Origin of the sequence: Nostoc sp. MS1, from assembly GCF_019976755.1 — a bacterium.
Lineage (GTDB): Bacteria > Cyanobacteriota > Cyanobacteriia > Cyanobacteriales > Nostocaceae > Trichormus.
The window spans coordinates 1,966,632-1,987,859 of the sequence record NZ_AP023441.1 but is presented as its reverse complement, the minus strand read 5'-3'; the positions used below and the strand labels follow the sequence as shown (position 1 = coordinate 1,987,859).

The window sequence follows — 21,228 nt, the reverse complement described above, 5'->3', positions numbered from 1 at the left end:
CTAATCTCTGTCTTGGTTATGGTGCTATCATCCTCTAAACCTTACCCCCATGAAAATGTCACTGTCGTACTTGAGATTAGTCACGGTAGCTTCGATGCAGGTTTTTCTATGAAGTTACGGATTTTAGAAGATGGTGTGACAGTTAGGGAAGATGATGATTTACCTAACATTCCGGCTGCACCGGAAATGCCACAATTATATAGGGATTGGCAAAATATTTCCCTGGAGAATAGTCGTAAACTACAAGCTGTTCCAGCACAGGTAACTAACGTAGACATGGCTACTCTGGAAACGTGGAAACATAGGGCCGAAGAGCTAGAGACATTTTGTCGCGTCTGGTTTAAAAATAACACATTCAATAGCTTGCGCGATCGCATTCTCGCCAACACCAGAATCCACAACGACCAATCCATCCCGATTATTATTAGATGTCAGACAGAAAATGATGACCAAAATGAAATTCTCCGCCGCATTCCTTGGCATACATGGGATTTATTTACAAGACTGAAAAATGCTGAGTTTGCCTTATTCACTGGATTTCGTAAGCGTGTTCCCGCCCTCGAAGCACCAGTGAAAGTTTTAGCTATTTTTGGTAGTTCTCAAGGAGGCTTACAACTAGAAGAAGATGAAGCCGCATTAGAACTATTAAAACAGCGTGGAGCGGAAATTACTAAAAAATTTGAACCAGATGAAGACACTCTTTCTCATCTATTATTTGATCAAGAATGGCAAATTTTATTCTTTGCTGGCCACTCATCAAGTGAGGGAGTAGGTGGACAGATTCAAATTAGTGAAGGTAAATTTATCCCTTTACATACATTACGGCAACGCTTAACCAGTGCTGTAACAAAGGGTCTGAAATTAGCAATTTTTAATTCTTGTGATGGCTTAAAAATTGCCGACTTTTTAGGACAATTAAATATTCCGGCGGTCATAGTCATGCGAGAACCCGTCCCAGATCGGATTGCTTATCAATTTTTGCTCTACTTTCTGCGAGAATTTTCTCAAGGTACACCCTTATGTTTGGCAGTGCGTAAAGCACGCGATCGCCTGGAAGCTTTACAAGGAAAATTTCCGGCTGCTACTTGGCTACCGGTTGCTGGTCTTAATCCCAATCAGCCTGAGTTTGTTTGGCCGGATAATACAAAACATGACCCAAGCATTGAGCCAGATAAAAGTATAGTAACCGAGCAAACTATTTTACCTCCTCAACCAACTCCTCAAAGAAAGGAACTAGCATTTCTCTTGCGCTGGCGTTCTATATCCTTGCGTCTGCGGATTATGTTTGGGTTAGTTGCTTTCCTCGGACTCGCTATACCTACCTTAGTAAAAATCAACCAATGTCAGCTTTTTTCTTCAACCTGTACACCACCAGACTCTATTTCCACTAATCCTTCACCAAAACCTGTAGTTAATATCAGTAACTTTATTAGCTCTGGTGAAAAAATGCTGATTGATAATAGCTTAGTCAAACTAAATGAACAATATTTATCACTCAAAGAGATAGGAATTAAAGCATTTTCTGAAGGGAAATTTGCTGATGCAGTCAATAGTTTTGAAGAACTACCTAGCCGCGTCACAAAAGATCCCGAAAGTCTGATCTACCGTAATAATGCTTTTGCGTATCTTCGGCATACCAATAACCCTAATTTGCCAATTTATAAAATTGCTGTTGCTGCACCATTAAATGACAATGCTGGATTTGATATGTTAGCTGGCGTTGCTCAAGCTCAAGATATAGCAGTCAAACAAGGTATAAACTTACAAGTTGTGATTGCTAATGATCAAAATCAGCCTTCTCAGTCCCAGCAAATTGCCCAAAAACTTTCTGAGGATAAGAAAATTCTGGCTGTGGTGGGACACTTCACCTCTCCGAATACTTGTGCAGCTTTGAAAATTTATTCCCCGAATGAGTTAGTGGTTATTTCTCCTACTAGCACCTTAGTTAATATGAGAACTGACCCAGACTGCGGCGATATCAATAAAGTATTTTTCCGTACCACTTCATCAAGTCGAATCGAAGCACGTAGTCTGGTAGAATATCTAGTCAAGCCAGATGGGCTTAACAAACCTCAGCCAAAAGTAGTTGTTTTTTATAATAGTCAAGAGTTGTTTAGCAGAGATTTGTTTGCTCAGTTTAATGATATTGTCACAAACGAATTTAATGGACGTATAATTAGTAGCTTTGATTTATCCGACCCCAAATTCGACACTAGTCAACTACCACCCCAGGTTAAAGATGCAGATGCGCTAGTATTATTACCCGATGGCAGAACTAACAATAATACAGCCTGGGACAAAGCTATTGATATTATCAAACTAAATAGAGGAGAAAAGCCCATTTTAGGGGCAAATACCTTATATCTCCAAGAAGCTATTAATAAAACTCAAAATGCCACAGTTAATCGACTATTTATAGCAGATGACTGGCATCCCAAACAGTGTAGTGCAGCAGCATTCGCTCAACAAATTCGTCAATATTGGGGTGGGGATTTGAATGGACGAATGGCTTTATCATTTGATGCTGTGACAGCAATTTTAAAAGCTATTGAACTGTCTGGTACATCTGTGAATCGACAACAGATAAAAGAAAAATTAGCCCAAACAGCTAATAAACCTGAAACAGCAGCATCTAGCACTACTATTAAAGGACTAAAAATAAGTTTTGATAGTAGAGGCGATCGCAAAGAACTCACTCAACAACCCATCTTTACTGTTAATAAAAATTTAAAGTTTGATTTGGTCAAAGATACGGAAAATGCTCCTTGCCAGAATTAAAAGTAGTTAGAGCAAGTTGCACTCAGAGATAGTAAACATTAAGTAGTAGTGTGGCAAGGCTAAAATGTTGTCATAGTTAACCTTGATTGTAAACTTTAATAACAAAAATAATATTTTTCACTTTGGCTGACGATAATCCCTTGGAAGGATAACAATATTTTGAATTTCATAGATGGAGTAATACCAATCTGTCACCTTCTTTCTCCCAATTGGTATTACTCTCTAATTAATCATCTTGGGGTGGAAATATGAACCAATTTTTAGTAAAGAATACATCATTACAAATAGTTTTAGTCGATGGTTCTGATATTTGTCTTGCTGGAACATCTGAACTGATAAAACAGCAATATCCTGATGCTAAAATTAGCATTGCACAAACAGCTAATGATGCTATTAATCAAATATCAAATTTACAGCCTCATCTCTTAATTACAGATATTTCTCTACCAGATACACAAGGAAAAAAAGCACAGACTCATACAGGAATTAATTTTTTGCAGGAAGTGATGCAAAACTATCCTAAATTGAACATTCTTGTGCAAAGCCCTTATATAAAAAGATTAGTTCAAATTAAACCAGCTATCGATAAGCATCAAGGTGGTTTTGTCATTGCTGATAAAAATATTACTAGCAAAGAAATGCTTCTAAGAATAGATGGAGCATTACAAGGATTTACTTGTATTAAAGATATTACAGATGTCTATTTATATCCAGCCATCTATGAGAAATTAAATATTAAACCAGAAATATTACAACTACTCAGACTAGCCTTTAACGAGGGATTACAAGATAAAGCGATCGCCGCCCAAATTTGTGTATCAGAACGCACAGTTCGTAACCACTGGGACACATTGCAAGAAGCTCTAGGGATTGATTGTCATGAGTTAAGAAATCAGGGGAAAAACATCAGAATTGTGACTAAAATACGGGCTAGAGAAGCAGGCTTAATTGATTAATTTGTAATAACGATTTAGCTTGATCCATTCAAGACTAAATTTTTACTACAAGTTTTATCTATTAAGAACGCCTAGCATTTAAACAACACCATTCTTTGCGCTTCCACATAGTAGCTACTACCCAACCATGTTTTGCCAAAGCCTCAGCAACAGAGCTAGATTGCTCAACTAAAATCCCGCTAAAAATAGCCCAGGTACTAGGTTTAGATATTTCGCTAATTTCTGGTACTAATTGAATGATTACGTCAGCTAAAATATTGCAGACAATACCATCTACAGGGCGTTCAATTAGTTTCTTTAAAATGTCTACGCTACCCTCGGCGGGAACTAAGCGTTCTGGGCTGACATCATTGAGGGCGCGATTACTGAAGGTTGATTGTACTGCTAAAGGGTCAGTATCTACAGCATAGACTTTTTCCGCACCTAATAACACTGCACCTACGCCAAGGATACCAGAACCGCACCCAATATCCGCAATTATGACAGATTCTTGTTTACCACCTTGACTGAGAAAAGATTTAGGAACTTCACCCAACCGCATTTCCAGAGATTCTAAACAGAGTTGAGTGGTTGCATGGTTGCCTGTACCAAAAGCTACACCAGGGTCGAGACGAATGACTAACCTGTCGGAGTTTTCGGGTAATGGTAGCCAAGCTGGGTTAATAAGAAAGCGATCGCCTATTTCCTGTGGATGCCAATATTGTTTCCAACTACTTGCCCAATCTTCTTCATCAATTAGTTGCCAAGTCAAGCTAGGCGCAGATAATCCGATACACAGTGCATCTTGTTGCAACCACAACCCCAACGCCGCCAAATCTAATAACTGCGCTTGAAATACTGGTAAATAACCCTTAACTAAAAAAGACTCACCTTTACTCTCACTAGCTGTCCCACGACAACCAAAATCTTCCAGTCGCCAAGAAACCGAGTCTTCTAGCGCTGGTTCACATAAAATCTGTAATTCCCACCAAGTGTTTGCCATGTCTAAGTGCTGAGTGATGAGTAGTGCTGAGTGCTGAGTGCTGAGTGATGAGTAGTGCTGAGTGCTGAGTGCTGAGTGATGAGTAGTGCTGAGTGCTGAGTGATGAGTAGTGTTGAATGCTGAAGTTTGGTAGTAGGGTGTTTAACCAGTGCTGAGTTTTGAGTAATCAAAGGAACGAATGTTAAATAGGATGAGTTATCAAGTTTATTATTAACTCTCCACTCTTAACTTTTTCCTTGACTCAGCACTCACTACTCAATACTCAGCACTCAGCACTCATAACTCAGCACTCACTACTCTTATAGAGTTACTGTATATGCGTCGCGGATTCCCGGTACTTTGGTAATTTCCGCCAAAATGCCATCTGGTAAGGGATCATCGATGCTAAGAGCCATGACAGCATCACCACGGACGATTTTCCGCCCTACCTGCATACTAGCAATATTGACATTAAAGCTACCTAGTAAGGAACCGAGTTTGCCAATAATTCCTGGCATATCACGGTGCAAGGTAAACAGCATATATTTACTGGGGGGAACGTTAATGGGGAAGCCGTCAACGTCAGTGAGGTGAATTTCCTTCTCGCCTAACAATGCACCAGTCACAGAATGAGTTCCCAAGGTTCCGGTAGCTTCTAGACGTAAAGAACCAGCATAGTCACGGGCGGAAGCGTCGCGGGTTTCGATGACGCGAATACCCCGTTCTTTGGCTTCTATATTAGCGTTGACGTAATTTACCCGTTCCCGCAAGGCTTGATGAAGTAGTCCTTTGAGAGAAGCAATTACTAGAGGCTGACTCTTATTAGTAGCAAGTTCTCCTTGTAAGCGAACGGTAAGTAGTTCTACTCGTCCACCTGCTAACTGTCCTACTAATTTACCCAAGGTTTCGGCTAGTTCCATATAAGGCTTGAGTTCTTCCAACACATCGGGGCCGAGTCCGGGGATGTTGACGGCGGAACGTGCTGGAAAACCCAAAAGTACATCGCGGATTTGTTCGGCTACATCTATTGCCACATTTACCTGGGCTTCTGTGGTGGATGCGCCTAAGTGAGGTGTGAGGATAATATCTTTACCAATTGAGCGTAAGTCAGACTCACCCAAAGGTTCTGACTCGAACACATCCAACGCTGCACCCGCAATTTTCCCTTCTTTAATCGCTGCGGCTAAGGCTGCTTCATCAATGATGCCACCACGGGCGCAGTTAATAATTCTGGCGGTGGGTTTCATTTTTGCCAAAGTGTTGGCGTTAATTAGGTGAGTGGTTTCCGGGGTTTTGGGGATGTGCAAGGTAATGTAGTCAGATTGCTGCATCAGCAAATCTAAATCTACCAACTGACAACCTAGCTGTTCTGCCCGTTCTGTAGAGATAAAGGGATCGAAAGCCAACAACTTCATCCCCATTGCTTTGGCTACTGTCGCCACATGGGAACCAATCTTGCCCAAGCCGACAACCCCTAGAGTTTTTTTGTAAACTTCCGCACCTACGAAAGTTTTACGATCCCACTCACCGCGCTTGACGGAAGCATTAGCATCGGGGATGTGGCGAGATAAAGACAGCATCATTGCTAGGGCGTGTTCGGCGGCGGCGATGGTGTTACCTTCTGGGGAATTGACGACAACAATTCCTCGACGGGTAGCAGCCGGAACATCCACATTATCCACACCCACACCGGCACGACCGATGATTTTGAGTTGCGTACCTGCTTCAATGATTTCTTGAGTAACGCGCGTACCAGAACGAATCATTAACGCATCATACTCACCAATAATTTCTATTAATTCTGCTGGTTTAAGACCTGTTTTGACATCAACAGTAGCGACTTGCGAGAGAATGTCAATGCCAGCCTGGTCAATAGGATCGGAGACGAGAACCTTAGACATAATTACATCATTTATATAGTGACAAGTTTTGCTGCACAAGACTTTTTAGTGTAGTATTTATTCGTTACAATTCAGCAAAAAAATCTGTGTTTTAATAACAACTTAACCTTCACTCACACCATGTAATAGAGCATATCAGAGTTGGGACTCTGATGTTGGGAGTGGGGAGTTGGGAGTTGGGAGTGGGGGAGATGAGAGAGATGAGGGAGATGAGGGAGAGGGGGGAGACAAGGAAGAATAACAACTGTCAACTGACAACTGACTAAAGCTATAATGCTTATAAAAACACTGGCGTAGAAGATTTGGTGTAACGAGTCATGTTAAATTTGAATCTGCCAAGTTACTTACCTTCAGCCGACGAACTACCCGACTCTGATGATGCGCCAGTGGATAATGAACTGCAAGAACTCATCCCCGGTTTACTTAAAGCTATTCTGCTGATTCTTTGGGCGGAACGCATGGATTGGTTTTTTGGGGTGGATATGGGTGTTTATTATCACCCCGATGAACCTGCGATCGTTCCCGATGGCTTTTTAAGTCTTGGCGTAGAAAGATTTTACGATGAGGAACTGCGTCCCAGTTATGTGCTATGGGATGAAAAAGTAGTTCCCATTTTTGTGTTAGAAGTGGTTTCGCCAAAATATCGCAAAGAATACAGCGATAAATTAAATGATTATGCCGCTTTGGGTGTACTTTATTACGTCATTTATTCTTCTCACCGCCGCCGTAAACCACGTTTAGAAGTACATAAATTAGTTAATGGTAAATATGAACTGCAAACAGGAAACCCAGTTTGGCTACCAGAAATTGGTTTAGGAATTGGTTGTGAAAGGGGTAATTATTGCGGAGTAACGCGGGAGTGGATGTATTGGTATGACCAACAAGGACAGCGTTACCTGACACCAGAAGAACAGATTAAACAGGCGCAACAACAGGTGCAAGCAGCACAACAACAAGCGCAATTAGCCCAACAACAAGCACAGCAAGAAGCGCAACGGGCGCAACAGTTAGCGGAAAGATTACGTGCTTTAGGGATAGATCCTGATAATTTGGGTGAAGAATGAATTACGATCGCTCACAATCAACTGTATCAATTTCGGCGATCGCTTCACGCTAATCTGATTTAAATCACCGTAATATCCGCAATTTTTGTTAATGTTGGTGTTTATACTTGTAGTTAAACACTAAAGCAACACGAGTCTTATGGCGGAAATTATCTTGGGGTGGATAGCAACTAATGCGGTTGGGCTACTTTTTAAAACTATTTTCACTCAGGAAAATATTAAGGAATTTGCTCAAGATTTAGGCAAAGACTACCTCAAAGATTTTTTCAAAGACCGTTTTAATAACGTACCTATAGCGCTATTTGAGAAAGAGCCACTACAAAAAGCTATTATTAAAGCACTAAAAGAATTTTTGCAAATTGTAGAAGATGAATTGAAGCTTCGCAAAGTATTGGAAGCAGACATTAAAAAACTTGCTAAACCGCTAAAGACGTTTATAGATAATAAATCTGTTAAAGAAATTTTAGGTAAAGCTTTTAATGACGATTGTGATTCTCTAGATTATCAAGAACTTGCAAAGCTTTGGTATCAGCTTAATTTACCAGCTATGCCAGTTAACTTTAACTGGCAATTGATTACAGAAAATTATCTGGCACAATGTAAACAAATTATTAGAGAATCATCGGAACTACGCAGTATCTTATTAGGACAGCGACTTGAAGAAATTCTCAAATTGTTAAAAGAAGACCGGAGGATTACGACAGGATTTGATTTAGCCAAATATATAGAAGCTATTCGTGAGCGTTACATTAATTTAAAGCTGTATCGCTTAGAGAAAAAAGCTTCTGATTTTAGAATTAATTTGTGGCAAATTTTTATTACTCAAAATGTGCGCGAAGTTTCTCAAGTGTTGCCAGAACTACCTAAAGTTTATCTCCGCCAATTGCACGAAAATAGAGGATTAGATGCAAAAATTGATTTAGACAACTGGCAAGAAGAGTTAGATCGCTATAAACGTAATTGCCTTCAACAACCGATACGCTCAGTATTAGATGTTGTGCAAGAAAAGTCATCAAAAAATTATCTAGTTATTTTAGGTGATCCTGGTTCTGGTAAGTCTACATTATTGCATTACTTAGCATTAAAATGGGTTGAGGAAACTTTAACGCGGAAAGATTTTTCTCTGCCTATTCCCTTGCTTATCGAGTTGAACAGTTATATGCGCGATCGCATCGAGGGAAAATGTGATAATTTTCTAGAATTTTATGATCACGCTCCCAACTGTTTTTTTCATCTTAATCAGCATCAACTGCATGAACAACTAAAGGCAGGTAATGCTTTAGTTATGTTTGATGGATTAGATGAAATCTTTGACCCTAAGAAGCGAGAGGAAGTAATTACTTGTATTCATCGCTTTACTAACGAATATCCAGATGTACAAGTAATTGTCACTTCTCGGATTATTGGCTATGTAACACAACCATTACAAGATGCGGAATTTAGACATTTTCGTTTGGAGGATTTAGATTCAGAACAGATTACAGATTTTATTGGGCGTTGGCATGAAAGGGTTTTTAATCCTAGTGAGAAAGAGGAAAAAGATGTCAAACAAGGGCGACTACAAAAAGTAATTAAAGAATCAAAAGCCATTGCCGAACTAGCAGGGAATCCTCTGTTACTGACTATGATGGCAATTCTTAATCTTAGTCAAGAACTACCCAGAGATAGACCAGAACTTTATAATCAAGCTTCACGGGTATTGCTGCATAAATGGGATGTAGAACGTGCTTTAGAAGAAGATAAATTGAGTATCGATGATAAAGAGAAACAAGCTATGCTGCGTCAAGTTGCCTACGCTATGCAAACTAGTGGTGTAGATGTAGCTGGGAATGTTATTAGTGAAGATAATTTAATCAAGATTCTGACTAAATATTTACAAGAAGAGTTAGATATTAATCAACCCAAAAAAGCCGCACAGCGAATAATTGACCAACTGCGGACTCGTAACTTCATGTTATGTTTCCTTGGTGCTGATTACTATGCTTTTGTCCATCGGAGTTTTTTGGAATATTTCTGTGCTTGGGAGTTTGTCTGGCAGTTTAAAGAAACGCAAACGCTGAACATTGAACAGCTTAAGAAAGAGGTTTTTGGCAAATATTGGGAAAATGAAAGTTGGCATGAGGTATTACTATTAATTGCTGGCATGATTGATGCCAGGTTTGTTGGTGGGATTATTGATTATTTAATGGGTCAGGATGGTGAGGAGAAGAAATTTACCAATCTCTTTTTAGCAGCTAAGTGTCTGATGGAAGTGAAACATCGCTCAAAGATTGTCACAATAGCTAATCAATTACAGAATAAGTTAGAAGATTTAATTAAATATGACCTCTGGTATTATTCTCGCCCTCTCTACGATGACATAGAAATTCAGCTAGTAAGAGAAATTCGCACTCAAGCAGTCACAGCAATTGCCAAAACTTGGCAAGATGACCCCACCACCAAAACCTTTCTCCAACAACGCGCCACTACTGATAATGATTCGGGTGTGCGAGGGACAGCAGTCGCACAATTAGCCCAGGCTTACAAGGATGACCCCACCACCAAAACCATTCTCCAACAACGCGCCACTACTGATAATGATTCGGGTGTGCGAGAGACAGCAGTCGCACAATTAGCCCAGGCTTACAAGGATGACCCCACCACCAAAACCATTCTCCAACAACGCGCCACTACTGATAATGATTCGGGTGTGCGAGAGACAGCAGTTGAACAATTAGCCCAGGCTTACAAGGATGACCCCACCACCAAAACCTTTCTCCAACAACTCGCCACTGCTGATAATGATAGGTATGCGCGACGGACAGCAGTCCAACAATTAGCCCAGGCTTACAAGGATGACCCCACCACCAAAACCATTCTCCAACAACGCGCCACTGCTGATAATGATAGGTATGCGCGACGGACAGCAGTCGAACAATTAGCCCAGGCTTACAAGGATGACCCCACCACCAAAACCTTTCTCCAACAACTCGCCACTGCTGATGATGATTCGGGTGTGCGATGGACAGCAGTCGAACAATTAGTGCAGGCTTACAAGGATGACTCTACCACCAAAACCTTTCTCCAACAACTCGCCACTGCTGATGATGACAAATATGTGCGATGGACAGCAGTCGAACAATTAGCCCAGGCTTACAAGGATGACCCCACCACCAAAACCATTCTCCAACAACTCGCCACTACTGATAATGATAAGAATGTGCGAGAGACAGCAGTCGAACAATTAGCCCAGGCTTACAAGGATGACCCCACCACCAAAACCATTCTCCAACAACTCGCCACTGCTGATAATGATAGGTATGCGCGACGGACAGCAGTCCAACAATTAGCCCAGGCTTACAAGGATGACACCACCACCCAAACCATTCTCCAACAACGCGCCACTACTGATAATCATGAGGATGTGCGACGGACAGCAGTCCAACAATTAGCCCAGGCTTACAAGGATGACCCCACCACCAAAACCATTCTCCAACAACTCGCCACTGCTGATAATCATGAGGATGTGCGAGGGACAGCCGTCGCACAATTAGCCCAGGCTTACAAGAATGACCCCACCACCAAAACCATTCTCCAACAACGCGCCACTGCTGATAATCATTGGGATGTGCGAGGGACAGCAGTGAATGAATTAGCCAAGGCTTACAAATCTCAGCCTGAACTTTTTGAAACCTACTATAACTGTGCAGCCAAGGACAACTTTAAGGGTAGCCATAATGATTTTAAGCCAAATCCCCGGCGCGTTGCATTGGAGATAATTGTCAAACAATATCCCCAACATCCCCAGACTTTACCACTGTTGCGCGACAGAGCAGAGAATGACCCAGATGAGAAGGTGCGGGAGTATGCACAGAAAAAGTTAAATGAATTACGAATTATAAATTAATTAAAGCTATTTCTACAGTTCTCTAACCCGATTAAGAGCATCTTGATATTCGCGCTGTTTTCCTTGTTGCTGATACAAATCAGCAGCTTTACGAAAATCTTCTATAGCAGCTTGTTTATTGCCTAAATTAGACTGAGCATCACCCCGATTGTAGTAAGCATTAGCATAGTTGGGATTAACAGCGATCGCTTGCGTATAATCTTCAATCGCTCCTCGTCTATCTCCTAAACTACCGCGCTCTTTACCCCGATTGTAGTAACTATCTGCATCGTTGGGATTAAGTTTAATCGATTGGGTATAATCTGCGATCGCTCCTTGCTTATCTCCTGAATCCGATTTATCAATACCCCGGTTATAGTATGCTAGTGCGGAGTTGGGATTAACTCTGATGGCTTCGGTGTAATCTGCGATCGCTGCTTGCTTATTCCCTAAATCAGAACGAGCTAAACCCCTGCCAATATAAGCGTTAGCATATTCTGGTTTAATTGCGATCGCTTGAGTGAAATCTTCAATAGCCGTTTGCTTATCCCCTAAATCATATCGAGCTAAACCCCGATTGTAATAAGCATTGGCATAGTCAGGATCAACTTTGATAGCTTGGGTGTAGTCTGCAATAGCCGCTTGCTTATCTCCTAATTCATAGCGAGCTAAACCCCGATTGTAGTAACCATTGGCATTGTTAGGATTAATTGTCACCGCTTGGGTATAATCTTCAATTGCTGTTTGTTTATCACCTAAATCATAACGAGCTAGACCGCGATTATAATAAGCTACTGCCAGATTAGGATCAGTTTTGATGGCTTGGGTATAATCTTCAATTGCTGTTTGCTTATCTCCTAAATCGTAACGAGCTAAACCGCGATCGTTGTATGCTACTGCCAGATTAGGATTAATTTTGATAGCTTGAGTATAATTTTCAATTGCACCAGTCAAATCTTTATTGTTGTATTTTTCTACTCCTTCGTTGTAGAAGGTATCAGCACTTTTCTGTTCTACTTTTAAACTATTGACCAGCCCTGGTAAATAAATTGTACCTGCACCCATTAATAAAATTAAAGGAATTACCAGCAGATACAGAGGGATAGATTTTTTTGTCCGGGGTGGTGAATTATCTGGAACTATAATAGGTTGAGTTGGTGGTAGTGGCGGAAAATTAACTGGCGGTATAATAGGCTGAGTTGGTGGTAGCGGTTGGAAATTTAACGCTTGTAAAACTTCTGTAGCCGAGTGATAACGTTGATGAAATTCTTCTTGCAGCAACTTATCTAGTACACTTGCTAAATGCTGACTTATTGGTTGTTGCAAATGCTGTCGCCAACTTGCAACCCAACCATAGCCTTGTCGTTTCCACAATTCCCAAGGATGAATACCACTCAACAAGTGAAAGCAAGTTGCACCGACACTATATAAATCACTGGCTGGATAAGCTTCCCCTCCCTGCATTTGTTCCAGAGGCGCATAACCAAAAGAACCGATGCTTGTTCCGACTTGTGTAACTACTGTTGCTGTCAGTTGCTTAGATGCACCGAAGTCAATTAATACCACCTTCCCATCATTGCGACGAATGATATTCTCTGGCTTGATATCGCGGTGAATAACTTGCTGTCGATGAACGGTTGTCAGAATATCCAACAAATCTAGTAATAATTCTCTGACTTTATGCTCGCTGAAAATGCCCTGCTGTTGTAATTCTATGGATAAATTCTGCCCTTCAATAAATTCTTGCACCAAATACAGGCGATTATCTTCGTTAAAATACGCCAACAGGGTAGGTATTTGCGGATGTTTGCCTAATTGTTGCAGTCGCTTGGCTTCTTGCTCAAATAGTTCTGTAGCTTTGTTGAGAGAAGCTGTTCCCTGCACTTGCGGCGCAAATTGTTTAATAACGCAAGGTTCATTGAGTTTGTCGATGTCTTCCGCCAAATAAGTTTTACCAAAACCGCCGCCACCTATTGATTTAATCGGACGATAGCGGTTTCTTAGCACTATTAAGGGAACCCCGCAGTTAAAGCAAAAGTTTACGCCATCAGGATGGGGTGGGTTGTGGCAAGCTGAATTTAAACAGCAGGTCATAACGGTGCTTATGTGGGCAAGTGTATTTATTATCCCTCAAGAACACTCTGATTTGAGTAGAAACATTGAAATAATTTTAGGATTAATTCATTTCTGAGTAAGTGAGGTACAAAGTTATCCTTTTTAAACGCAGAGAGAAGTTGCGGTGCGGGGGTTCCCCCCGTTGAGCAAACTTCGGTAGGGGCGCGGAGGTTAGCGCAGAGGAACGCGGAGGATTTCTACTTATCGCCAGAGTATTTAGCTTAGACAAACCGTTATAGGGTTTTCTAATCTGCTAAGTTACAAATTTATCTGCGTACCCTGCGGGATCGCGGTAGCGTTGCGTAGCAAAGGCTGCGCCAACATCTGTGTTTAATTATTTTTACCAATATCTCACTAAGCTAAGGAAAGCTATAAAAGTAGTATATTCAGATTAAAGAGGTAAATATATGACTACATCTATAAATACAGCAAAAGTCTACGACGAAATTATAGATTTTATTGCTGCTGGTACTACTCCTCAAAGTGTTGTCAATTTTCAACTATCAGCAGTAGCTAAAGAGCGTTTGGAATATCTGGTTTATCAACATAAAATGGGCGAGATTACACCAGATGAGAAAAAAGAATTAAATCATTTCTTGACATTAGAACATATTATGAGATTAGCAAAAGCAAAAGCTCACCAGTATATCAAGGCAGAGTAGGTATTTCCAGTGTCAAGTCCTTATATTAGTATAGAACTCCGGCGTTTATAGCAATTCCCAAGCACATGAAATACACCCCACCCGCGCTATCGCGCACCCTCCCCTTGCCAAGGGGAGGGTTGGGGAGGGGTGATTTTGTACCTAAGCAGAATGGGAAACGCTATAGTTATTAATCGTTCTGATTGTCTGTGTGAGTATTGCTTAATCCCTGAAGCAGACGGTTTGAGTTTTCAAGTTGACCATATAATCAGCGTAAAACATGGTGGTTCCACAACACCAGAGAATCTCTGTTATGCCTGTGTTTTCTGTAATTTACAAAAAGGAACTGATTTAGGCTCAATTAATTGGCGTACAGGAGAACTTGTACGGTTTTTTAACCCCCGTAGAGACTTTTGGGGGGAACATTTTCAATTAGATGAGGCTGTAATTCAACCTCTCACAGATATTGGAGAAGTAACATCTCGCATTTTGGATTTTAACGCTGATGAGCGGATTATAGAACGTCAAGTTTTAATCCTGTCTGGTCAGTATCCATCAGCATCAGCACTAAAACGAATCAGTAAATAGAGTGATTTTGTGCATTTGTTGTCACAGATGGGAATTATATAGGGCTTGCTGAAAAAGTCATTTCAAAGGAAGAGAAAAATTGATTAAGTAGTCAGTCCAGAAAAAAGATAAGTTTTTGTTGTTTAAGGTTTAATGAAATATCAGTTTCGATAATAGAAGAAGTAAAAAAAGACTCAGTTTTGAAAAATAGGCAAAAAAATACACAAAAAAGCCGTAATAGCAGAGTAGAAAGATTCATAACTAAAAAAGTTATGGCAATAGCGGTGAAAGAAGTATGAGGAAGTTTAGCCATAACTCTACCAAGGCTAAATCTTCGTTTACCTTGTCCAAACTTGCCCTCAATACAATTACGAATCCTTTCGTCATAAGCGGCTTGTTTCTTCTTTTCAGGGCTGACATTTTGGGGGGGTCTACCTAGTGGTGGGCCACTAATTCTAATTCCCCTTTCTTGACACCAAGCTCGATTCTCCCTCGTCCGATAAATCTTATCAACATGAACTGATTCAGGATAATATCCGGTGTAGTTTTTGTATGCTTCTACTTGTGATTTTAAGTCTCCTGATTCGTTAAAGTTGTCCCAACTAATATGGTCTAAAAATACATAGCCATCATAGTAACTAGCTGAAAACTTAGCCCCAAACTCTACTGTTCTCCCGGCTTTACCTCGGATAATCGGACGAATGTGTGGTTGGTTTAAACTGACAATGCGGTCTTGTATACTAATTTTTTGATTTTCATATAACCATAACTGTTGACGATAAACTTCTGCTACTACTAGCAACATCTTATATTGACTGTTGCTCAGTTTTAATAGTGACGCACCTAAATTTATTAGCTGCTGAATATGAGTTAAATTTCTGTTGATATATTGCAGTTGCTTTCTGATAGCTTTCCTTCTTTCTTTAACTGTTGGTTTTCTTTTCTTGGCTACTGCTAAATAATCCTTTCTTGCTTTGTTTCTGTAGGTTCTTGGTTTGTTGATATTTCTTACTAATAAGGACTTATATAATGTATCTATGATTGTTTCTGTTTGCTTTCTGGCTTGATTTAATAATCCTAAATCTGTCGGATAACTTATGTCTGCTGGCGCACAACTAGCATCTAATATTAATTTTCCTCTATTGGCTGGCTTACTTTTTGAATCCTCGACCTCTGGCTTTTTTGCTCTTACTTCTACCTCCTGTTTATTTTCTAACATCTTCCTGACTATTTCTTGATTGATTTTATTGACTAATTCTATATCTATCCTTTCTCTAAAATGAACTAGCATTGACGGGTCAAATGCAGATTCATTACTATATGCTGACATTCCTATAAAGTATTGCAGATACGGGTTCTCCCGAATTTGTTCTACTGTCTCTCTGTCACTTATTCCTAATTTTTCTTTAATTATTAATGCTCCCAACGCCATTCTAAATGTTTTGGCTGGCGCTCCCATTCTTGCTGAAAATATTTCTGCGTACTCTGCTTCAAATTTTGACCAAGGTATCATGTTCGCCATGATTACCCATCGGTTATCTGACGCTAGTTTTCCCCCAAAGGGTAGTTCAAAGTTTTCTGCTGCTTTTTCTTGCTTTTGCGCTCTTCGATACATTTTAACGCAACTTGCTACAAGGATTTTTACTTATCTTACCCTTTTTCTTTTCACCTTATTTTTCTTTCCTGACCCTGAAACTCTTCATTCTGCTATCTTTCGCCCTTATTCAGCCAGCCCTATATACTTAGCAAGTATTGCTACTTCATATCTATAATTTCCACGGTGAATATAGGATGCCCTACCAAAATATTAACGCCACTCTGTCGCCAGAAGATATCAAAGAAATCAAAGCAGCGCTACAAACCATCCAAAATAAATTACCTTTTCTCATCACTCTTAGCATGGAAGAACGGCGTAAGTTAGTGAAAATGGGTGATAAAAGCCTAGCTTTTGTTAACAATAGCATTATGGCTGCTCAGTCTAACCCCGAAATTCTGCCAGCTAGTTTTAATGTTGGGGAATTTGTCTGTGATTATCAATTAGCTACTACGCTCAACGAGATATTAATCTCTATGCGTCAAATCACTGAGCAAGTTGATGATACTCTACTTGCCGTTGGTAGTGAAACCATGACTAGTAGTTTGACAGTTTATGATTACGTTAAAACAGCAGCAAAAAAAACTCCTGGTTTAAAATCTGTGGCTGAACAGTTAGGGGAGCGTTTTAAGGCTATTAGTAAAGGTAAATCTGCAAAAGCTGTCAACGCTTCATAAGTAAATACTCGTCGATGAGTGGTAGAACTGGATTCATCTAGCACAAATACTCGTCGATGAGTAGTAGAACTGGATTTATCTATCACAGATACTCGTCGATGAGTAGTAGAACTGGATTCATCTATCTCAGATACTCATCAATGAGTGGTAGAACTGGATTCATGTATCACAGATACTCATCGATGAGTAGTAGAACTGGATTCATCTATCTCAGATACTCGTCGATGAGTAGTAGAACTGGATTCATCTATCTCAGATACTCGTCGATGAGTAGTAGAACTAGATTTATCTATCTCATACTATTTCATTGAATACGTGGTATAACGTGAAAAGTCAGATCAACACTCCGCACCTAAAGTTAGCAACGCTGATTTTTGTGCTTCTGTTAAACCTCTAACTCCGTGAATATTCATTCGTTCATAAATTTGCTCGGCTTTGAGGGTGTTGATACACTGTTTTGTGGTTAGATCCCAAATCTTAATAGCAGCATAGCCATCACCAGCAACTAGCATATTACCTTGAGGGTTGAAGGCGGCGCACATTACCCAATGATTATGTCCTGCGATAGTGTCTAAGCAATTCCCGGAAGCGACATCCCAGAGTTTGATTGTGTTATCACTGCTGGTACTAACTAAGATACTACCATCGGGACTAAAGGCGATCGCCCATAACATCTGTTCATGTCCTTGCAGTGTTTGCAGACATTCCCCTGTCTCGATATCCCACAGTTTAATCACTCTCTCTACACTACTACCCGTTGCTAAGGTTTTATTATCGGGACTAAAGGCAATCCACCAAACCCAGTTATGATGACCTGTAATGTGGCGATAGGGTTTACCTGTGGCTAAGTCCCAAACTGTGACGGTATAATCAAATCCACCAAACGCTAACTTTTTCCCATCAGCACTAAAAGCAACTGACATTCCCAAGTGGACGGGGAATTTAGTTAAAAGTTGTCCTGTTGCTGTATCCCACAACCTACTAGCGTTGTCATAACTGGTGCTGGCTAACAACTTCCCATCAGGACTAAAGGCAACCCCTGTTACCATACCTATATGCCCAGATAAAACTTTGATGCACTCACCTGTGGCTACATCCCACAATCTAACTGTGGTATCAGCACTGGCACTAGCAACTATACGACCATCAGGGGTAAAATCTACGGCAAAAATTAAGTCTGTATGTCCGTATAAGCTACGACATTCTCCATTTGTTGTCCATAACCTCACGGTGCGGTCTTCATTCCCAGCCGCAATTACTTTACCATCAGGACTCCAAGCTACTGATTTTACCCAATTATTCCTACCTTTGAAGATTTTCAAACACTCCCCAGTGGCAATATCCCAAATTCTCAGGGAGAAATCATCAGCACCAGAAGCAAGTATAGTACCTTGAGGATTAGAGGCGATCGCATTTACAGAATTAGCGTGTCCTGGCAAGATTTTCACACATTGCCCAGTGGTAATATCCCAGAGGCGAATTGTACAATCTATACTACAGCTAGCGAGGATTTGATCGTTAATAAAGGCGATCGCTAGTATGCCATTTTGATGTCCTACTAAAACTCCCAGACAAGCACGCTTATTTATATCCCACAGTCTCACAGTTTGGTCTAAGCTACCAGTAGCAAGGATTCCTGAAGAATTGAAAGCTACCGATTTAATCCAGTCTGTATGACCTTGTAATGTGGCAATGCAGTCACCTGTAATTAAATTCCATAGTTTCACACTGCTATCTTCGCTACCACTAGCTAGAATATCGCCTTGAGGACTCAAAGCCACTGACCAAACTCTCCGGCTATGACCTTTTAGTATTTGAGTACATTCGCCACTGCTAATATCCCAAACTCTGATATCAGCATCAACACTACTACTAATTAATATATTGCCAGCTTTGGCGAAGATGACACATACCACACCGCCGCTATGTCCTTGTAAAGTTTGCAAACACTGACCAGTTTTTACATCCCAAACTTTGATAGTTTCATCTTGTCCTACAGTTGCTAAAGTATTGCCATTTGGACTAAACACCACACACCAAGTTAAACCTATATGCGCTTGGCTTTCAATTAACTTTTGACCGTTAGTTACATCCCAGAGAATTAAGTACCCATCAAAATGACCAGTAGCTATTTTTTTACCATCGGGACTAAAAGCTACAGTGATGATGTTGCTAAAAGTTGTCGCAAAAATGGACTTAGACAAATCAGCATAGGCGAAGTTAACTCTTTTGAGAGGAGTATCTTGCAGATAAGCTTGCCAAATCGTTAACTGAGAGAAGTCGTAGCCTGTGAGGTCAGCTTGCAAGTGACACAGGAGATTAAGAATATTCCCACCTGCGTATCCGGGTTCTAGGTTGATAGGAAAGGTTTGATTTTTGATTGTTTGTAAAGTCTGCGTTAGTTGAGTTTCAATTGCTTGGTTACTGCGGAGATTTTGCTGGAGATTTTCGATTACTGGTTGCAGAATTAATTTGGTTTGAGTAACTCTAATGTAATCTTTAGCAGTAGCTTTAATTAAGGCGTGACTATTTAACAATTGGGGTTTTGTTTGTGTATTTTGGATTTCTGTACATACTTGCTCAATTAACTGACCTGTGACATACTCCATGACTACAGGTTGCAATGTAAACTGTACAGAGATAAGGGGAAGTGATTTTTTTTCAATCAAACTTCTTCTACTTAGGGAATCTAGAGCTTCCAGCAGTTTCATTGACGATACTGGTAAGACCAAATCTGCCCGTAAATCATTAATAGTAGCTGGTTCGCGGTTAATCGCTAACCAGTAAATTAGGTCTTTTTCCAATGGCGAAAGGCGATGAAATTGCTCTGCTAATAAGTCGTAAATACTACCAAATACAGTAGAACCGTGGGCAAAAAATTCAGTGATATTGCCAGCAAATAATTCTTGAATAGTCGTGGCGATGATTTTTAAAGCCAGGGGATTACCTGCATAATGTTGAATTAATTGTCGCCAGTCGCTATCAGCACCAGAAAAGAAGCTTTTGCTTTTAATTAATTCTAAAGCAGCGATCGCACTTAACCCCGGAAGTTGCATTGACCGTACAGGTAAATTCTCACCCTCTAAAGCAGTTATTTCTGGCGGTTTTTCTCGACTCGTTAACACCACACAGCTTTGATGCGCTGCTTCACCGATTTGTTTGAGCAGATAACCATAATCTGCATAACCTTGTTGATAGCGCCCAGAAGATTCACCACTAGCTAAGATAGATTCTGCATTATCTAGGATGACCAGACAACGGTGCGATCGCAAATACCCCATAAATTGGGAAATCAGATTGTCAGTATTATCCGATAAATTCACCAGTTGACCATCAGCAAAAAAATGTAGCAAGTTGGATAGCAACTCCGTCAATGGTGGAGTATTGCGCAGACTACGCCATACCACAAACTCAAACTCGCCTTGAATTTGCTGCGCCAGCTTAATAGAAAGGGAAGTCTTACCAATTCCCCCCATACCCAACAGTGCCACAAGTCGGCAACGGTCATGTATGATGCAGTATTCTAATTTACTGACTTCCTCTGTCCGCCCAAAAAAAATCGAGACATCAACAGCTTCTCCCCAGTCGGTATGATTTGGGGGGAATGTATTCAGTTCTGTGCCTTTACTCCCTTGCTCCTCTGCTTGTTTCCCGGCTCTGAAATAATCGTTAGAGGTTAGCTCTAAGTTGAAGGTTCTAAAAAAGTATTCCAAGGTTTGTTTATCAACGCCTTCCTCTCGTGCCAAAACCTTAGAAACTGTAAAAGGAGCAAGCTGAGTACGGTAACTCAGTTCTTCGATAGTAAATCTTGCTCCATCGTTTTCTAAAATCTCTAGCCGTTGCCTAGCCTCCTGAAGTTTCTGAAATCCTGGGAGACTAAGAATAACACCACGCTTGCGTCTTTGCTTGTGTAATTGCATCCGATTACAAGACCAACGCTGAATTGAGATTTATTTTACTAGTTTTGTCAGTCTCGGAAAGCTAGACTCCAAAGAAATCATATCGCTTGTACAATTTTGGCTTGGGTTACGCCAGGTAGAGTGCAGCCTTACCCCCTATTTGTGCCAGTTGCGTAAGTCATAATTATAATTAACGCCTTCCCCATTGTA

The 21,228-nt window shown here is 40.6% G+C and carries 13 protein-coding genes; 7 read left to right on the top strand and 6 right to left on the bottom strand.

Translation table 11 applies throughout. The features are described 5' to 3' along the window. Positions 1–18: 18 nt before the first annotated feature. A complete protein-coding gene (locus NSMS1_RS08610) occupies positions 19–2,778 on the top strand; it encodes an ABC transporter substrate-binding protein (protein ID WP_224092541.1) in 2,760 nt (919 codons plus the stop codon). A gap of 248 nt (positions 2,779–3,026) precedes the next feature. Then, positions 3,027–3,734, top strand: a complete 708-nt coding sequence (locus NSMS1_RS08605; protein WP_224092540.1) for a response regulator transcription factor — start codon at positions 3,027–3,029, stop codon at positions 3,732–3,734. Positions 3,735–3,795: 61 nt separating this feature from the next. On the opposite strand, the gene prmA is transcribed toward NSMS1_RS08605, so the two are convergent. From prmA to serA, 3 genes are all read right to left on the bottom strand, one after another. Further along, a complete protein-coding gene (prmA, locus tag NSMS1_RS08600) occupies positions 3,796–4,716 on the bottom strand; it encodes a 50S ribosomal protein L11 methyltransferase (protein WP_224092538.1) in 921 nt (306 codons plus the stop codon). Positions 4,717–4,718: 2 nt separating this feature from the next. Then, a complete protein-coding gene (locus NSMS1_RS08595) occupies positions 4,719–4,886 on the bottom strand; it encodes a hypothetical protein (RefSeq protein ID WP_224092535.1) in 168 nt (55 codons plus the stop codon). 129 nt (positions 4,887–5,015) lie between these two features. Then, a complete protein-coding gene (gene serA / locus NSMS1_RS08590) occupies positions 5,016–6,596 on the bottom strand; it encodes a phosphoglycerate dehydrogenase (RefSeq protein WP_224092533.1) in 1,581 nt (526 codons plus the stop codon). Between the two features lie 317 nt (positions 6,597–6,913). Between serA and NSMS1_RS08585 the strand changes: the two genes are divergently transcribed. Beyond that, complete coding sequence (locus NSMS1_RS08585) at positions 6,914–7,660, top strand: Uma2 family endonuclease (RefSeq protein WP_224092531.1); 747 nt, start codon at positions 6,914–6,916, stop codon at positions 7,658–7,660. A 139-nt stretch (positions 7,661–7,799) separates the two neighbouring features. Further along, positions 7,800–11,546 (top strand): HEAT repeat domain-containing protein, encoded by a 3,747-nt coding sequence (locus NSMS1_RS08580; RefSeq protein WP_224092529.1) that lies wholly within the window; start codon positions 7,800–7,802, stop codon positions 11,544–11,546. 12 nt (positions 11,547–11,558) lie between these two features. Here the strand turns inward: NSMS1_RS08580 and NSMS1_RS08575 are convergent, their stop codons facing one another. Continuing rightward, positions 11,559–13,619, bottom strand: coding sequence for a tetratricopeptide repeat protein (locus NSMS1_RS08575; protein WP_224092527.1), 2,061 nt, complete (start codon positions 13,617–13,619; stop codon positions 11,559–11,561). A gap of 428 nt (positions 13,620–14,047) precedes the next feature. Here NSMS1_RS08575 and NSMS1_RS08570 point away from each other — a divergent pair, with 428 nt between their 5' ends. Then, the gene (locus NSMS1_RS08570) at positions 14,048–14,302 is read left to right on the top strand and encodes a hypothetical protein (RefSeq protein WP_224092525.1); all 255 of its coding nucleotides are present in this window, start codon (positions 14,048–14,050) and stop codon (positions 14,300–14,302) included. A gap of 150 nt (positions 14,303–14,452) precedes the next feature. Next, positions 14,453–14,869 carry an HNH endonuclease gene (locus NSMS1_RS08565; RefSeq protein WP_224092524.1) on the top strand — a complete coding sequence of 139 codons (417 nt, stop codon included), beginning with the start codon at positions 14,453–14,455 and terminating at the stop codon, positions 14,867–14,869. A gap of 91 nt (positions 14,870–14,960) precedes the next feature. On the opposite strand, the gene NSMS1_RS08560 is transcribed toward NSMS1_RS08565, so the two are convergent. Beyond that, positions 14,961–16,463 carry an IS5 family transposase gene (locus NSMS1_RS08560; protein ID WP_224085439.1) on the bottom strand — a complete coding sequence of 501 codons (1,503 nt, stop codon included), beginning with the start codon at positions 16,461–16,463 and terminating at the stop codon, positions 14,961–14,963. 176 nt (positions 16,464–16,639) lie between these two features. On the opposite strand from NSMS1_RS08560, the gene NSMS1_RS08555 reads away from it, so the two are divergent. After that, positions 16,640–17,119 carry a hypothetical protein gene (locus NSMS1_RS08555; protein ID WP_224092523.1) on the top strand — a complete coding sequence of 160 codons (480 nt, stop codon included), beginning with the start codon at positions 16,640–16,642 and terminating at the stop codon, positions 17,117–17,119. A 338-nt stretch (positions 17,120–17,457) separates the two neighbouring features. Here the strand turns inward: NSMS1_RS08555 and NSMS1_RS08550 are convergent, their stop codons facing one another. Further along, entirely contained in the window at positions 17,458–21,039 is a 3,582-nt protein-coding gene (locus NSMS1_RS08550) for an NB-ARC domain-containing protein (RefSeq protein WP_224092522.1), read from the bottom strand. Positions 21,040–21,228 lie beyond the last annotated feature (189 nt).

Coding starts and splice junctions, on each gene's coding strand:
- NSMS1_RS08610 (WP_224092541.1), top strand. CDS start 19: ATGGTGCTATCATCCTCTAAACCTTACCCCCATGAAAATGTCACTGTC.
- NSMS1_RS08605 (WP_224092540.1), top strand. CDS start 3,027: ATGAACCAATTTTTAGTAAAGAATACATCATTACAAATAGTTTTAGTC.
- prmA (WP_224092538.1), bottom strand. CDS start 4,716: ATGGCAAACACTTGGTGGGAATTACAGATTTTATGTGAACCAGCGCTA.
- serA (WP_224092533.1), bottom strand. CDS start 6,596: ATGTCTAAGGTTCTCGTCTCCGATCCTATTGACCAGGCTGGCATTGAC.
- NSMS1_RS08585 (WP_224092531.1), top strand. CDS start 6,914: ATGTTAAATTTGAATCTGCCAAGTTACTTACCTTCAGCCGACGAACTA.
- NSMS1_RS08580 (WP_224092529.1), top strand. CDS start 7,800: ATGGCGGAAATTATCTTGGGGTGGATAGCAACTAATGCGGTTGGGCTA.
- NSMS1_RS08575 (WP_224092527.1), bottom strand. CDS start 13,619: ATGACCTGCTGTTTAAATTCAGCTTGCCACAACCCACCCCATCCTGAT.
- NSMS1_RS08570 (WP_224092525.1), top strand. CDS start 14,048: ATGACTACATCTATAAATACAGCAAAAGTCTACGACGAAATTATAGAT.
- NSMS1_RS08565 (WP_224092524.1), top strand. CDS start 14,453: ATGGGAAACGCTATAGTTATTAATCGTTCTGATTGTCTGTGTGAGTAT.
- NSMS1_RS08560 (WP_224085439.1), bottom strand. CDS start 16,463: ATGTATCGAAGAGCGCAAAAGCAAGAAAAAGCAGCAGAAAACTTTGAA.
- NSMS1_RS08555 (WP_224092523.1), top strand. CDS start 16,640: ATGCCCTACCAAAATATTAACGCCACTCTGTCGCCAGAAGATATCAAA.
- NSMS1_RS08550 (WP_224092522.1), bottom strand. CDS start 21,039: ATGCAATTACACAAGCAAAGACGCAAGCGTGGTGTTATTCTTAGTCTC.